Genomic DNA, 15,034 nt, shown 5'->3' with positions numbered 1-15,034 from the left:
CCTAACCCTTGGCGTGTTGCGTCATTAACTGTTCAGCATTTTTACCAAACTCGTCGTTTAAGCCACGTTGTTTTAGCTGGCTAAACCATTGCTCGGCAAGTTCTGGCTGCTCGGCATCTAATGCTGCTTCAATGGCGTAGCTAAATACCCAGCTGGTGGCTTGCGCAGGAGATTGCAAAAAACGGCTATCGTTTAGCACTTGTTTAAACAAGCTCATGCCTTGTTGTTGGTAGTTAAAAAAGTCGGGTACTTTGGTGAATGTGACCGCAGCGGTTGCTTGCATATAAATGGCCTGAGGCAAGTAGCGATATTGTTGTTGCCATTGCTGCTCGGTAATCATGTTTAAGGCTTTGTCTATTCGAGCCAAGCCATCTTCGGTGTAACTCATTTTTGTCCACGGTAGCCAGGCATCATCCCCTTTAAAAGTTTCGGTGCCGCCTAGGTAAAATAATGTCCAAGGGTCTGTGGGTTGCTGCTGGTGAGCTTGCTGCAACTCTTTATACAGTTGGTCAAGTTGTGAATAGTCACCTTGCGCTGCCTGGTAGTACGAGGCGAGTTGCTGGTCGTTAATACTGGCGGTGGCTGAGTAACTGCAAACGAGTAATAGGCTGGCGAGAGTTAGCGTCTTCATGATCATTCCTTGTCAGTGTGAGGTTGCTGACTAAGGTTACGATTAGCGCTTGGTTTAAACATCTCGATGCGATGAATGGTGACATAATCTGACCAAGGGATTGGTTTGCTGATAAGTGAAATCAAACTTTGCTTGCTTCAACAAACACAGCCATCAGGCTTTAGCTACTCGCTAGGTTTTGGTATCGCACCTAGCGGCTGTGAGCCTCATGATTATCCGTACTGCCAATCCATAATAAATTGTTATCATTTTTATAAGTTTTTATAATTTCCTGTGATTGGCGTTGTTCCATATACTCATCCCATCAAAACAAGTCACGAATTAACAACAGATTGTGGAGCAAATTATGAAAATGAGTCATGTAGGTATCATGGTTGCCGATATGGATAAAGCCGTTGAATTTTACACCAAAGTACTAGGCCTTAAGGTAGTAATGGGTAAAAGCGAAGTCGTGGAAGAACATGAAACGGCGATTGGCCGTATGTGTATTGCAGTATTTGGTGAAGGGTTTAAAGGTTTTAATATTGCACACCTAGTTACCAGCGACGGTGTTGGTTTTGAACTGTTTGAAATGAAAGATCGTGAACAGCGCCACGATGTAGATTTTTCTCGCATCGGACTATTTCACTTTAGCCTTGAAACCGATGACTTTGAAGGCGTGATTAAAAAGACCGAGCAGTATGGCGGTAAAGTGAGAATGGACATCATGCGTTATCACCCAGAAGATGACAGCAAGCAAGCTAAAATGGTGTACCTAGAAGACCCGTTTGGCACCTTGTTTGAGCTTTACTCTCATAGCTACGAAGAAACCTATTCTTCTGAGTACGAATAATAGAGAGCAAAAGAAAGGGTTGGCTATAGGCCAACCCTTTTTCGATCTACTTTAGCCATAAGTGCTTTAGCATTACGCCACGATATGAGTGGTTATTTTGGTGGTAACGGAATTAGCAATAAAACACTGCTGATGAGCTTGATGGTGCATCTTTTCCAGCTTTGTGAAGTTAATCTCTTTATCTGCAAAGCTTACCTTAGGGTTAAGTATTACTTCGGTCATAGCCATTTTTCCGTGTTCATTCATTGCCATTATGCCTACCGCTTGGTCTACATAGCTATTTACCACTAAGCGGTTTTTAGCGGCAATCGACAAGAAAAAAAGCATGTGGCAGCTAGATAAAGACGCGACAAAGGCTTCTTCGGGATCTACGTTCGCCTCTACTGAATGAGGGAGCGGAACCACATGCGGCGAAGAAGATGCTGGCACACTTTGGCCGCCATCAAAATGCCATAAATGACCGCGGCTGTACTGGTTATCGGTGTAGTTCTCATGCTCTTGGCGTTGCCATTCAATGGTGGCGCAATACTTAGACATCTCACTTCCTTGTATTCATTCACATCAGCTATTTAAGCGTTAGCATGCTGCTCGGTGAATGCCGTGTCAATGTATTGCGATGAGTACTGTCAATGTCATCTTGGCTGAGCTTGAAATTTGTTGCTAACAAGTCGACTCTATTAGATACAGCTGTAAAAGAGGAACGGTAATGTTGAATATGGATTTTAGCCAAGCCTTGGCAATTAATACCGAGCAAATGGATTGGCTAACCAGCCCATCGGCAGGCGTACTGCGTAAACCGCTTGAGCGTGAAGCGAAAGAATCAGGCCATGTGACTAGTGTTGTGCAGTATCACGCTGATTCGTATTTTCCGGAACACCCGCACCCAATGGGCGAAGAAATATTTGTGCTAGAGGGGGTGTTTTCTGATGAACAGGGTGACTACCCTACGGGTACTTATATCCGTAATCCACCAGGCAGTAAACATAGCCCGTTTAGTAAGCAAGGCTGTGTGATTTTTGTAAAGCTCAATCAGTTCAATGCCAACGACCTTGAAGAGGTGAGGGTAGATACCAGAAGTACCGCTTGGTTACCGGGGATAGGAGGCTTACAGGTAATGCCCTTGCATGCCTTTGAACATGAACATGTTGCCTTAGTGAAATGGCCTGCCGGAGAAGTTTTTCAACCCCATAGTCATTTTGGTGGTGAAGAAATAATGGTGTTGTCAGGTGAATTTAAAGACGAGCATGGAGACTACCCTAAACATACTTGGCTGCGTAGCCCGCACATGAGCAAACACCACCCTTTTGTTGAACAGGACACCATTATTTTGGTGAAAACTGGCCATTTGCCCGTTGAGTACTGAAGGTGTAAAAGCGGTGCCCTAATGAGGAGAGTCGGGCGGGCACCGCCCTTACAAACTTTTTGCCTTGTGCAATGTTGAACGTTTAAGTGTTAGCAACATTGCAGTAGCTTAATGAGTAATACTTTATATTAATATTGTATTACAATTTGTGATACTGCTTGCAAAACAAACCAAGAAGGACTGAAAATTAAACAACGTACCTGTTCAGCGTATTGTCATTCAGTTTATCGGATTAGGGGGTAACTCGCTGTAAAGGTAAAGATTCTTGAAGATTGCGGTTGGCTTAAACGTGAGGGAGTGGGTGTTTTAGTAAAAAATGCAGATGCCAAAGGGACAAATAGTGGCACCTGCAAGTAAACAACGCCTAAAGGATTAGGATTTGCTGTGTTGACGTCGTAAACCTAAAGCGATTAAGCCAAAACCAAATAGTGCGATAGTGCCTGGTTCTGGTACTGATACAATGGCGAACTTACCGTTTAGTGAGCTACTTCTAACAGCACTGTTTTCGTCACCTAGGTAAGGATTAGACGTATTATCGGTAATGTTAAAGTTAAGCTGCCATACTAGATTGTCGTCATTCAACCAAAGCTCGTATAACGAGCCGTAATCGGTGCCAAAGAACCCTTCAGCCAAGGCATCATCAACGGCTTGATCGTACCAGCTGTAATCTAAAGATCCTTTAAGTGCAACGTCACCCATAACCGCGGTACCAGAATCAACCACTAGTTGAGCGACTTTAATGCTGTCGCCGTAGACTACTTCGCCACTGACTTGGTCAAAACCTAAAATTTCGCTGTAGCTAACATTGATGTGGCCGCCAGCATCAAAAAATACTTTGCCATCGTTATTGAAGTTGCCACCCAAATCGTTGTAGTCAAATGACATCGCCCAGTTGTTACCTAACCCAGCTGAATACAATGGCGTATTTGGGTTTCTGAATATGCCTGTAGCGCTGCCATGACCTTCTTCGGTAAAGGTAGAGTTAGCGTTTGGCCCACATACACCCGCTGAACAACTGCCATTTTGTAAGGTAGATTGAGCCTGAACATTGGTTGTAAGGTAGTCTGCGGTGGCCGTGGTATTACCGCCCAAATCTAAGTAAAACGGTACCGCGCTTGCTCCACTCGAAGCAGCTAATAGTAATGCGGAACAAAGAGAGGGGAAATATTTCATTTTTATACATTCCATTGGTAAGTTATTGGTATTAATTGATTTTTGCTAAATCAGCAAATATATTGATTCAATTATCTATAAGCAATAACTGGTCCGATGTTTATAACCTTATGATTAGTATGGGATTTAACTTTTCTTTTACATATCAAATAGTTGCATTTGTAAAAGAAGCTGACATGCTTTTAATATCAATAGCTTAGTTAAATAGAGACAATGAATATGGCAGTAATAGAGTTACGCGAGTATCGAATACAAGCGGGTAAAACTGAGCAATGGTTGGCGTTGATGAATCAAGAGATTCTGCCTTACCAGATCAGCAAGGGGGTTAAGTTACTTAACAGCTACTTATATCGAGATGAGGAAAACCGAGAGTGGTTTGTTTGGCTGCGTGAATTTGACGATGAAGTGAGCCGCCAAGAGATTTATGAAAATCTCTATGATCAGTGGTGGATAGACAATATTCGGCCCACTGTGTTTAGTCTTATCGAAGAGCAAAGCGTAAAAGTAAGGCTGTTAGCACCCGCTTTTAGCTAATCGGGTAGGGCATTTTTAATTTGCTGAAGTAATTGCTCAATATTTGATTTTTGGTAGCTGCTTTCTGTGAATACTTGAGTGCTTTGCCGTTCAACAACTTGAGTCGCAATGGATGCTTTAGTAGGGCGAGGGCTGCTTTCATCACTAAATAACATGGCAACGGCCTGCTCCGATATTTGAGCAAAATCTTGCTTAATGGTGCTTAGCGGCGGGTAAAAATAGGCGCTGTCGGCACTGTCATCAAAGCCTATTACCGCCACTTGTTGAGGCACGCTTAAGCCTTGTTCGTGTAAGGCGCGCAACACCCCTAACGCCATTTGGTCACTGGCTACCAGTACTCCGTTTATGTTTGCGCCATTAGCTAAAGCCTCTCGGGTTAGTTGGTAACCACTGCTGGCTAGCCAGTCCCCTTCCAACTGAGCTACTACGGTAGCTTGGTGCTGGTGGATTTGTTCTAACCAACCCTGTAAACGCAACTGTGAAGCACTGGAGTCACTGGGACCCGTAATCAGCAATAAGCGATTGCGCTGCTGTTTTAACATTATACTGGCGGCATCGGCTGCACCCTGCTGATGAGCGGCACTAACTAGGTTTACCTGGCTATCGTAGGGCACATCAATAAATACAAAATGTAAGTCGGCAAATAACATCACAAGTTGCTCGGCTTCCACTTTGGTAAGCGGCAGATTGACAATAATGTACTCAATGCGTTGTGATTTTAGTTCGCGAGTGGCCTCTACAATTTTGTCAAAGGCGTGTTCGTCTACCACCGACAATGCAATACCGTAGTCGCGCAATTTGGCTTGTTTACGGATGTTGTTAGCAATAATCGAAATACCGTGTAACGACACGTCCAAAGTAATTAGCCCAATTACCATTGATTTAGCACCACTTAACAGCTGAGCCCCTTTGTTGGGCACATAACCTAGCTGTTCAATGGCCGCATTCACTTTGTCACGGGTATCTTGGGCAACATTGCTGGCGCCATTGGTGACTCGTGACACGGTTTGCGTAGATACGCCGGCTAATTCTGCCACTTGTTTGAATGTCACGTTCACCTGTAAATCCCTTACTTCTTCCGACCTAGTTACTTATAGTGGCAAAGTGTAACACTGCGATCTAAGGAAATCTTATCGATGCACCTAAACTGCGAATAAGGCTTCCTATCACTTGCATGTTTTCGTAAACATTATTTGATCCTTGTCACAAGTAAACGTTTTCCCTTTTGATCTGTGTCACGCATTAAAACCGGTTTGTTAGTTTATTAAGCAATAAAAGCGCATATTGCGCTCAATGTTTACGCAAACACATGGATATAGCGATGAGCCAGATTATTCACCTTTGTAGCAAAAATTGCAGCCTGATTATTAAAGTTGAACGTGTTCCCGAAATTTTGCATTGGGGAAACAAGATTGAACAAATTGATGAAGATTTACTGCTGTCTACTGAGCGGCCGATTTCACAAGCACGTTTAGACGTAGATGTACCCTTAACGCTATGTCCTGAGCTGGGTAGTGGTCATTTTAATGCACCGGGTATTGAAGGACACCGCAATGGATTTGATTGGGCGCCGGTGTTTACCACCACCAATCATTACGCTAGTGATGGTTGCGCGGTGTTCACCCTACGCGATGAGGTCGCTAACCTAGAGTTAAGTATTGAGATTGAATTAGATTACGACAGTGATGTGGTGAAAAAGCGTATTACTGTGACCAATTTGGTTCATACCAAATACTACCTCACTAAGTTGTCTGCTACCTTGCCGTTGCCACATCATGCTAACGAACTAATGACTTTTCATGGCCGCTGGAGCCGAGAATTTCAAACCCATCGCCAAGCATTCTCTCACGGTGGTTTTATGCAGGAGAATCGTCGCGGTCGTACATCGCATGAAAACTTTCCAGGGCTATTTGCAGGCAGTAACAACTTTGACCAACAAAATGGCCAAGTGTGGGGTTTCCACCTAGGCTGGAGCGGTAATCACCAATTGCGCGCCGATGTAAAAAGTGACGGCCGCCGGTTTGTTCAAGCCGGTGAACTGCTATTAGCTGGTGAAGTACGCCTAGATTATATGCAAAGCTATAGTACGCCGTGGTTATATGCTTGTTGCAGCAATACCGGTTTAAATGGCATTTCAGATCGCTTCCACCGTTATGTTCGCGCCAACATTATTCATTTCCCAGAGAACAAACCTCGTCCGGTGCACCTTAATACATGGGAAGGGATCTACTTTGAACATGATCCTGAATACATTATGAAAATGGCTAGCGAAGCCGCCGAGATGGGTGTAGAGCGCTTCATTATTGATGATGGCTGGTTTATTGGCCGCGATGGTGAGCGCAGTGCTTTAGGCGATTGGTACCTCGATGAGAAAAAATATCCTAATGGCCTAGAGCCGGTTATTGAACACGTGAACCAACAGGGCATGGAATTTGGTTTATGGGTTGAACCAGAGATGATCAGCAAAGATTCCATTTTGTTCCGCGAGCACCCAGAGTGGGTATTGGAGCTTAAAGGTTATCACCAGCCTTCAGGCCGTTGGCAGTATGTATTGGATCTACAAAACCAAGACTGCTTTAAGTACTTATTTGAGCGCTTAAGCGAATTGTTGACGCGTTACAATATTGCCTACCTTAAGTGGGATATGAACCGAGAATTGGTGCAGCCTGGACATATTGGTCGCCCAGCAGTAAACGGCCAAACCAAGGCCTTATATGCCTTACTCGACAAACTACTTGCTGCACACCCTAAAGTTGAAATTGAGTCTTGTTCGTCGGGCGGTGGTCGAATCGATTTTGAAATTCTTAAACGTACTCACCGTTTTTGGGCTTCTGATTGTAACGATGCCTTAGAGCGTCAAACTATTCAGCGTGGTATGAGCTATTTCTTCCCACCAGAAGTAATGGGTGCACATATTGGTCCTGGAGAAAGCCACACTACTCGTCGTTGTCACCACATCAATATGCGTGGCATGACCGCACTTAGCGGCCATATGGGCGTAGAGCTAGATCCTGTAAAAGTCGACCCGCAAGAGAAACAAGCATTTGCTCATTACATTGCCTTGCATAAGCAGTATCGCCAGTTGTTACATACTGGCCGTAGTTTCCGTTTAAATGCCTCAGACCATCGCCAGCATATCAACGGTGTGCAAAGTGACGACGAAATGTTGATTACTGTTTGCCAACTAGCCATGCCCGATTACGCCTTGCCTGCTCCTTTACGAGTGAGCTGTGTAGACAAAAATGCGCACTACCAAGTGAAGTTAGTAGAAATGCCAGAAACCAGTTTTCAACTGATGAAGCAGCGCCCAAGTTGGCTTGATAAAACCCTCACCTTGAGCGGCGATAACCTACGAGAAATTGGCCTTACCTTACCGATTCTCGATCCAGAGTCAGCACTAATGGTGCACCTAAAACGCATCTAACCAACAATTTTTGTATTCACCGAGTGGCCAGTGACCGCCACTCGCCAACTTTATGAAGGATTAACTATGTCTATAACAGTGTTCTTATCGTTCTTGCTGTTTACTGGCTTTGTTGGGGTGTTTACCTACAACAAAGTGAAGAAAAACAAGCACGATTCACAAGATGGCTACTTTTTAGGTGGCCGCAGTTTAACCGGCGGCTTAATTGCTAGCTCGCTGATTTTAACCAACCTTAGTGCCACCAGTTTTGTGGGCATGAGTGCCCAAGCTTACACTCACAATATGAGTGTAATGGGCTGGGAAGTGGCGTCGGGCGTTACCTTAGTGATTATTGCGCTGTTATTAGTGCCGCGTTATTTAAAGCAAGGTATTACTACCATTCCAGACTTCTTAGAAAGCCGTTACGACTTATCGGTGAAGAAGTTCGTTACCTTGCTGTTCTTGTGCCAGTACGTGATTAACATTTTGCCTACCACTTTGTACGCAGGTGCAGTGGTACTGGGTGAAATCTTCGATATTCAAACCTTACTGGGTGTCTCTGAGTTTGCTGCGATTGCGATTATTTCTGCCACCATTGGTATTCTCGGCTTTTTCTACGCCATTTATGGTGGTTTAAAAGCTGTGGTGATAGCCGATACGATCAATGGTGTTGGTTTGATCATTGGTGGTTTAATGATCCCAGTGTTTGGTTTAATGGTGCTAGGTGGCGGCAGCTTTGGTGACGGTTTACACCAAATCATTACTGTTGCGCCAGAGAAGTTACAATCGGTAGGCACATCCAGTGACCCACTGCCGTTCTCAACGCTGTTTACCGGTTTGCTTTTAGTAAACTTATATTATTGGGGAACCGATCAATCGATTATCCAGCGCGCTTTAGGTGCTAAAAACCTTAAAGAAGGCCAGAAAGGGGTGATTTTAGCCGGTGCCATTAAGGTTATCTCGCCACTATTTTTGATTATTCCAGGCATTATTGCATTTCATATGTTTGGCGCCGACGCAGGCAACCCAGACACTATGTACACCCGATTAGTGAATGAAGTACTGCCAAAACCATTAGTGGGCTTTTTTGTCGCGGTAATGTTTGGTGCCATTCTTAGTACCTTTAACGGTGTACTGAACAGCTCAACAACCTTGTTCGCGCTTAACGTTTACAAGCCATTATTTGGTGAAGGTAAATCAGACCAAGAGCTGGTGGCTAAAGGCCGAATCTTTGGGGTATTGATTGCCATTATTGCAGTATGTATTGCCCCGTTTATTATGTTTGCGCCAGAAGGTCTATTCCAATACTTACAAATGGTTGCCGGCTTCTTTAGTGTGCCAATTTTCACCATTGTATTTGTAGGTTATATTTCAAAACGGGTACCCGCTATTGCCGCTAAAGTGTCGTTAGTTGTGTTTGTATCTTCTTACGCAGCGATGCAGTTGGTATTCGAAACGCCGCTACACTTCTTACACCAATTAGCGATTCTGTTTGTGGTGTGTACCATCTTAATGTTTGTGATTGGCGCTATTAAACCGCGTGAGCAGGCCTATGTGATGCCAATTAATGAAAGCATGGACGTTACGCCGTGGGAATTCCGTTTTGAAGCCTCAGCCGTGGTGCTTTATATGGTGCTAGGTGCCTTCATTATGTTCTCTGACGTGGGCCTAATGTCAGACGATCCAACGATTATGCAAACCTACGGTTTCTGTGGCTTGATTATGTTAGTGGGGATCTTCTTTAGACATATGAAACGCAAGCAACTGCAACCAGAGGTTGAAGCAGGTTAATTCCTAGTTCGTTGTGTTATTTGCCCAGCTAACTAGCTGGGCTTTTTTGTATTAGAGGCGGTAATGAGTCAGGGCTTACATTGCTTTAAAAAAATGATTAGCGCTGCGGCTAACGGGGTATTGGCTGCCATCCACTAACTCTACCGTTAGCTTGCCTAACATGTTCTTGTTAACGCGCTTAATGCTATTCACTTTGACTAAGGTGGAGCGATGAATTTGCCAAAAATGCCCTGGCTGAATTTGTCCCAGCAACTCTTTTAGCGGAGTTCGAATAACATAATCGCCTTGCTGGCTGCGCACCGTGGTGTATTTATCTTCGGCAACAAAAGCCAATACGCTGTCTATGGCCACTAACTCTAGCGATTCTCCTTTGCTGGCTTTAATCCATTGTAGATATTGCGGCTTGTCGTCCAGTGCCGTCACTAGGGCTTGTAAGTCATAATCTGGTTTGGTTTGTGGGCTAGCTTGGCGCTGCTGAATTCGTTGGCAAGTTTGTAACAAACGCTGTTCATCAAGCGGTTTTAGCAAGTAATCAATGGCTTGCTGCTCAAAGGCTTGTACGGCGTATTCATCAAATGCGGTGGTAAACACAATGTGTGGAGGTTGCTCAAGTTGATTAAGCTTTTGGGCGACTTCTATACCTGTCATGCCGGGCATGCGAATGTCTAAAAACACAATGTCGGCGCCGAGCTGTTCTACGGCGGTAAGTGCACTTGGTCCATCACCGGCTTTATCTACTATGTCTAGTTCTGGCCAGCATTCAGCTAACATTTTGTCTAGGTGAAAGCGTAATAGCGGTTCGTCATCAACAATTATTGCTCGCATGGAAACTCCAAGGTAGCCAAGGTGCCACCGCTTGCTTGTGGGCTTATGCTCAAACTTGCCTGATTAGGGTAAAGGCTGGCTAAGCGCTGCTGAATATTGGCCAATGCCATACCATTACCTTGCTTCGGTGATGGCTGAAAACCGATGCCAGTATCACTAATTGCTATCTTCCAGCGCTGGTCTTGCATCGCTATGTGAACACTCACATCGCCGCCTTCAGGTTTGGGTTCAATACCATGAAATACTGCATTTTCTACCAGTGGTTGTAACAACATGGGGGGGATTTGTTGTTGCGTGAGATTAGGGCTGTCTAATTCAATATTAAACTGCAGGCGCTCGCCTAAGCGAATTTGCTGAATCGCCAAATAAGCGCTAATTCCTGCTACTTCATCTTCTAAGCGAATGCTTTCTTGGCGGCTCTTTTTAAGGGTGACCCTGAGTAGCTCGGTAAACTTATCTAAAAGCACCTCAGCTTGTTTGGGTTCTACTGCGATGAGGGCTTTTAAGTTGGCTAAGGTATTAAATAAGAAATGTGGTTCTATTTGGCTTTGCAATAACTGAAGCTGGCTGTAGGTAAGTGCTTGCTCTGCTTTAAGCTTTTCTAACTCGGCGGTTTGTAGGGCAGAGGACATTTCAAGGTTTTGTTCTCGGCTAAAAAAGTAGTAGTAAATCGCCGCGCAAAATAGCAGGCCAATCAAGACAACTTTTAACATTAATGGCCAATTAAAATTGTCGTAATAAGGGCTGATCCAATACCAGGTGTGGGCACTGCCTAAGCTTAAAGTAATAGGGGCGCTGAGTACAAAACTCCAAAAGGTATCTAATTTGGGGAAAAGCCAATCGATGAGCATGGTGGCCATGGTGCCCACGCAGCCAAATACTAAGGCAATAATAAAGTGCATCCAGTATGGGCCGCCCCAAATTGCATTGGTAAGGTATGCTATGGGAATAGAAAACAATGCACATATGGCTAGTGAACGCCCTAGTGATTTATAGCAATTCGATTTCAAAAGCGTCCCTCAAGTTTTATTAAGCCAACTCTACTTTCTGGTAATAATTGGTAAACGGCGTTGTCAGCACCTCCAAGATAACGCAGCCTTGCACCAAGCGTCCATCCTTGGACAAATTCATAGTCCAGCCTTGCTGTGGCGATCACGCCGCCATCTTCAGGCGTTAGCATTAAGTCAAAGGCTGGTTGCCAATCTTCTATATCGCGATGCCAATGCAGCATTACATTGTGTTGCATTAAATTCTGTCCGTTAAACACCGCGCCCTGCGAATAGCGTAGTTGATTCAAACCACCATCCTGTTGGGCTAAATAGCGGCTAACATCGGCTACCTGTTGCCACTGCTGCTGGCTTAATGCGCGGTTATCAAACCAATATTCCACTATTAGGTTGTCGCCGGCTAAGTTTGCCCATGTCATTCCCAGCAGCGCTTGTATGCCATCATCAAACTCTTGCTCAGAGATGGGAGCAACTTGGCCAATGTTGGTTTGTGTTAAGTGGCTTACCATGCGCCGGTAATGTTGCTGGTAACGGCTCTCGGCGTGCACTTCCCAGGCATCACCAAAGGTGCTTACCCAACTGCCGCCTAAGTTTAGTGCCCGTTGATTATCGTAGTAAGCAAGGGTTTGCCATTCACTATTATTGCTAAGTTGATACCAGCGCAAGCCTGCTCCGCGTTGTTGTAAACCTTCTGAATCTGTCGCCAAATAAGAATCAGTGTAAAACAGAGCGTATTCTCCATTGCCACTAAACTGGCTTAGGCTAAACACGCCTACGCCTTCCTCTACTTGAATCGCGACCGGATTGCGCCGGTAGGGTAAAAACATGTCTAGTGGGCGGAATCCATAACTCACCCCTAAGTCGATCCGTTGCTTGCCAACGAGTAAGTCACGTTCGGCCAGTTCTGTTTTCCAAAATAACTCAGCAAGAATCAAGTCATGTTGATTGTCTTGTTTTTGTTTGCTCTGACTCAGGGCGACCAGCTGCCCTTGCAGATTATGGTATTGTGGATACCAGCGTAAGGCGGCATCGGCAAACCACTGGTCTTGGCTGGCAAATACCGGGCTAGCCGACGCTTGAGCATAGCCGCTGTCTAATTCTAATTGCCATTGTTGCTGCCAAGCTGCATGGGCACTAAGGCTTATCAAAGCAGCAAAGCAGTAACTACATATTCGAATACCAAGCAAAATGCGTCCTAGGTCAATTCCTTTTAGCCTTAGCATAAAGCGCTGCTGGCAAAGCTCAGGGTAAATGCGATAAAGGGGGATTAACTCAGATAAACGGTTAATTGTGGGTGTTGGATAATCATTCTGATTCACCAAAGAGCAGCAGTAACACGGTTTTCTTACCGTTTTTGTTTAATATTATGACTTTTTGGGTAAACGTTTTCCCTTTGTGGTGAGGCGTATTTGTGCAGAAGATCAAGTTTATGGTGGGATTCGTTGACTTTTCAATGAATAGTTGTGGAAACGTTTTCCCTTTTTGTGATTAAATACTGTTAGTTGGTTCTGAACGGTCGTATAACGCGGCCATAAAGTATGGGTAAGGCGCTCAATCAATAAGGAGAGCAAATGAATAAGATCTTAGTAACTGGTGGCATGGGATACATTGGCAGCCACACTTGCGTGCAAATGATTAACGCCGGTTTAACTCCGATCATTCTGGATAATTTATGCAACAGTAAAAGTGAAGTGCTGGCGCGTATTGAAAGCTTAACTCAACAACAACCGGTTTTTTATCAAGGTGACGTGCGAGACCGCAGCGTGCTAGAAAAGATATTTAACGAGCACAAGATTGACTCGGTGATTCACTTTGCTGGCCTAAAAGCCGTGGGCGAGTCGGTGCAAAAGCCGTTTGAGTATTATGATAACAACGTAAATGGTTCTTTAGTGCTGATCGACGTAATGCGAAAAGCGGGCGTGAAAAGCATTGTATTTAGCTCATCAGCTACCGTTTATGGCGAACCTAGCGAAATGCCTATTAATGAAAACACACCTACCGGTGATGTAACCAATCCTTACGGACGCAGCAAATACATGGTGGAAGAGTGCTACCGTGATATTCAATTAGCCGCACCTGACTTAAGCGTTACTTTGCTACGTTACTTTAACCCAGTAGGTGCCCATCCAAGCGGCACTATGGGTGAAGATCCGCAAGGTATTCCTAACAACCTTATGCCGTTTATTGCCCAAGTGGCAGTAGGGCGTCGCGAAAGCCTATCAGTATTTGGTGATGATTACCCAACACCTGATGGCACTGGTGTTCGCGACTATATCCACGTAATGGACTTAGCCGATGGCCACGTAGCCGCGTTAACCAAAGTGGGCGAGCAAGCTGGCTTGCACATCTTTAACTTAGGCACCGGTAAAGGCAGTTCTGTTCTGGAAATGCTTAAGGCCTTTGGCAACGCTTGCGGTAAAGATATTGCCTATGAGATTTGCCCGCGCCGTAACGGTGATATTGCCGAATGTTGGGCTGCTACCGACAAAGCCGAGCAACAGCTGGGCTGGAAGGCTAGCCGCAGTGTTGAAGATATGACAGCAGATACGTGGCATTGGCAATCCAATAACCCTAACGGTTACGACAACTAGAATTTTAGAAATAATGAGCGCCTTAAAAGGGCGCTTTGAACGGAGTTAGACCCCATGTTAAACACAGACTTTGACCCTACCGAGCATCCGCATCGCCGTTATAACCCTTTAACGGGACAGTGGATATTGGTGTCGCCGCACCGTGCTAAACGTCCTTGGAGTGGCCAAGATGAAGCGCCGTCTGCGGCGACCTTGCCTAGCTACGATGCCGGCTGTTTTTTGTGTGCTGGTAATACCCGTGTATCGGGTGATAAAAACCCGGATTACACAGGCACTTATGTCTTTGGTAATGACTTTGCCGCACTGATGACCGATTCACCCAGCGTACCCGCTGCCACCGACCCCTTGTTTACCAGCATGGAAGCCCGGGGCTTAAGCCGGGTGATTTGTTTCTCGCCAGACCACAGTAAAACCCTGCCGGAGTTATCCACCACGGCAATTCGCGGGGTGATTGATACCTGGAATGAACAAATTGAAGAATTAGGTAAAGATTACCTGTGGGTACAAGCCTTTGAGAACAAGGGCGAAACCATGGGCTGCTCGCAGCCTCATCCACATGGCCAAATCTGGGCCAACAGCTTTCTCCCTAACGAGATTGAGCGTAAAGACCAACACTTGCGTGATTATACCGCCCAGCACGGCAGCAACTTGCTGGTGGATTACGCCACTCGAGAGCAAGCCGATGGCAGCCGCACTGTGGTGGAAACTGAACATTGGATAGCGGTCGTGCCGTATTGGGCCGCTTGGCCTTTTGAAACCATGCTCATGCCTAAAACCCATATTCGCCGGATGAGTGAGCTCAGTGACGCTCAGCGTGATGACTTAGCACTGGCGATGAAAAAACTCACCAGCCGTTACGACAACCTATTTCAGTGCTCATTCCC

14 protein-coding genes are annotated in these 15,034 nt (G+C 45.2%); 7 read left to right on the top strand and 7 right to left on the bottom strand.

The window, feature by feature from the left end; all coding sequences use genetic code 11:
• Nucleotide 1: 1 nt before the first annotated feature.
• Complete coding sequence (locus tag Q4592_RS12815; RefSeq protein ID WP_303513664.1) at nt 2-631, bottom strand: hypothetical protein; 630 nt, start codon at nt 629-631, stop codon at nt 2-4.
• 346 nt (nt 632-977) lie between these two features.
• Between Q4592_RS12815 and Q4592_RS12810 the strand changes: the two genes are divergently transcribed.
• Nucleotides 978-1,463: a VOC family protein gene (locus Q4592_RS12810; RefSeq protein ID WP_303513661.1), complete on the top strand. Its 486-nt coding sequence runs from the start codon at nt 978-980 to the stop codon at nt 1,461-1,463.
• Between the two features lie 72 nt (nt 1,464-1,535).
• Here Q4592_RS12810 and Q4592_RS12805 read toward each other — a convergent pair whose 3' ends face one another.
• Nucleotides 1,536-2,000, bottom strand: a complete 465-nt coding sequence (locus Q4592_RS12805) for an OsmC family protein (RefSeq protein ID WP_303513658.1) — start codon at nt 1,998-2,000, stop codon at nt 1,536-1,538.
• Nucleotides 2,001-2,169: 169 nt separating this feature from the next.
• On the opposite strand from Q4592_RS12805, the gene Q4592_RS12800 reads away from it, so the two are divergent.
• Nucleotides 2,170-2,826 (top strand): cupin domain-containing protein, encoded by a 657-nt coding sequence (locus Q4592_RS12800; protein WP_303513655.1) that lies wholly within the window; start codon nt 2,170-2,172, stop codon nt 2,824-2,826.
• 372 nt (nt 2,827-3,198) lie between these two features.
• Here the strand turns inward: Q4592_RS12800 and Q4592_RS12795 are convergent, their stop codons facing one another.
• Entirely contained in the window at nt 3,199-3,999 is an 801-nt protein-coding gene (locus tag Q4592_RS12795) for a PEP-CTERM sorting domain-containing protein (protein ID WP_303513653.1), read from the bottom strand.
• 213 nt (nt 4,000-4,212) lie between these two features.
• On the opposite strand from Q4592_RS12795, the gene Q4592_RS12790 reads away from it, so the two are divergent.
• Nucleotides 4,213-4,533, top strand: a complete 321-nt coding sequence (locus Q4592_RS12790) for a hypothetical protein (RefSeq protein WP_235836160.1) — start codon at nt 4,213-4,215, stop codon at nt 4,531-4,533.
• On the opposite strand, the gene Q4592_RS12785 is transcribed toward Q4592_RS12790, so the two are convergent.
• Nucleotides 4,530-5,591 (bottom strand): LacI family DNA-binding transcriptional regulator, encoded by a 1,062-nt coding sequence (locus Q4592_RS12785; RefSeq protein WP_303513650.1) that lies wholly within the window; start codon nt 5,589-5,591, stop codon nt 4,530-4,532. The genes Q4592_RS12790 and Q4592_RS12785 overlap by 4 nt on opposite strands.
• A 263-nt stretch (nt 5,592-5,854) precedes the next feature.
• On the opposite strand from Q4592_RS12785, the gene Q4592_RS12780 reads away from it, so the two are divergent.
• Together Q4592_RS12780 and Q4592_RS12775 are read left to right on the top strand one after the other, a co-directional pair.
• A complete protein-coding gene (locus Q4592_RS12780) occupies nt 5,855-7,957 on the top strand; it encodes an alpha-galactosidase (RefSeq protein WP_303513648.1) in 2,103 nt (700 codons plus the stop codon).
• A 66-nt stretch (nt 7,958-8,023) separates the two neighbouring features.
• Entirely contained in the window at nt 8,024-9,727 is a 1,704-nt protein-coding gene (locus Q4592_RS12775) for a solute:sodium symporter family transporter (RefSeq protein WP_137672309.1), read from the top strand.
• A 75-nt stretch (nt 9,728-9,802) separates the two neighbouring features.
• On the opposite strand, the gene Q4592_RS12770 is transcribed toward Q4592_RS12775, so the two are convergent.
• Genes Q4592_RS12770 through Q4592_RS12760 form a run of 3 tightly spaced genes read right to left on the bottom strand, consistent with a single transcriptional unit; the run spans nt 9,803 to nt 12,878 of the window.
• The gene (locus Q4592_RS12770; protein WP_303513642.1) at nt 9,803-10,552 is read right to left on the bottom strand and encodes a LytTR family DNA-binding domain-containing protein; all 750 of its coding nucleotides are present in this window, start codon (nt 10,550-10,552) and stop codon (nt 9,803-9,805) included.
• Nucleotides 10,540-11,562, bottom strand: coding sequence for a sensor histidine kinase (locus Q4592_RS12765; RefSeq protein WP_303513640.1), 1,023 nt, complete (start codon nt 11,560-11,562; stop codon nt 10,540-10,542). Before Q4592_RS12765 ends, Q4592_RS12770 begins: the two co-directional genes overlap by 13 nt.
• On the bottom strand, nt 11,559-12,878 hold the full coding sequence (locus Q4592_RS12760) for a hypothetical protein (protein ID WP_303513637.1): 1,320 nt from the start codon (nt 12,876-12,878) through the stop codon (nt 11,559-11,561). The genes Q4592_RS12765 and Q4592_RS12760 overlap by 4 nt, the downstream gene beginning before the upstream one ends.
• A gap of 252 nt (nt 12,879-13,130) precedes the next feature.
• Here Q4592_RS12760 and galE point away from each other — a divergent pair, with 252 nt between their 5' ends.
• Entirely contained in the window at nt 13,131-14,150 is a 1,020-nt protein-coding gene (gene galE / locus Q4592_RS12755) for a UDP-glucose 4-epimerase GalE (protein WP_137672305.1), read from the top strand.
• A 54-nt stretch (nt 14,151-14,204) separates the two neighbouring features.
• The coding region (gene galT / locus Q4592_RS12750; protein WP_303513634.1) for a galactose-1-phosphate uridylyltransferase at nt 14,205-15,034 on the top strand (830 nt) is incomplete at its 3' end.

Source organism: Agarivorans sp. 1_MG-2023 (assembly GCF_030548385.1).
Taxonomy (GTDB): domain Bacteria; phylum Pseudomonadota; class Gammaproteobacteria; order Enterobacterales; family Celerinatantimonadaceae; genus Agarivorans.
The sequence above is the reverse complement of the archived record's forward strand: the minus strand, read 5'-3'. Positions and strand labels throughout refer to the sequence as shown.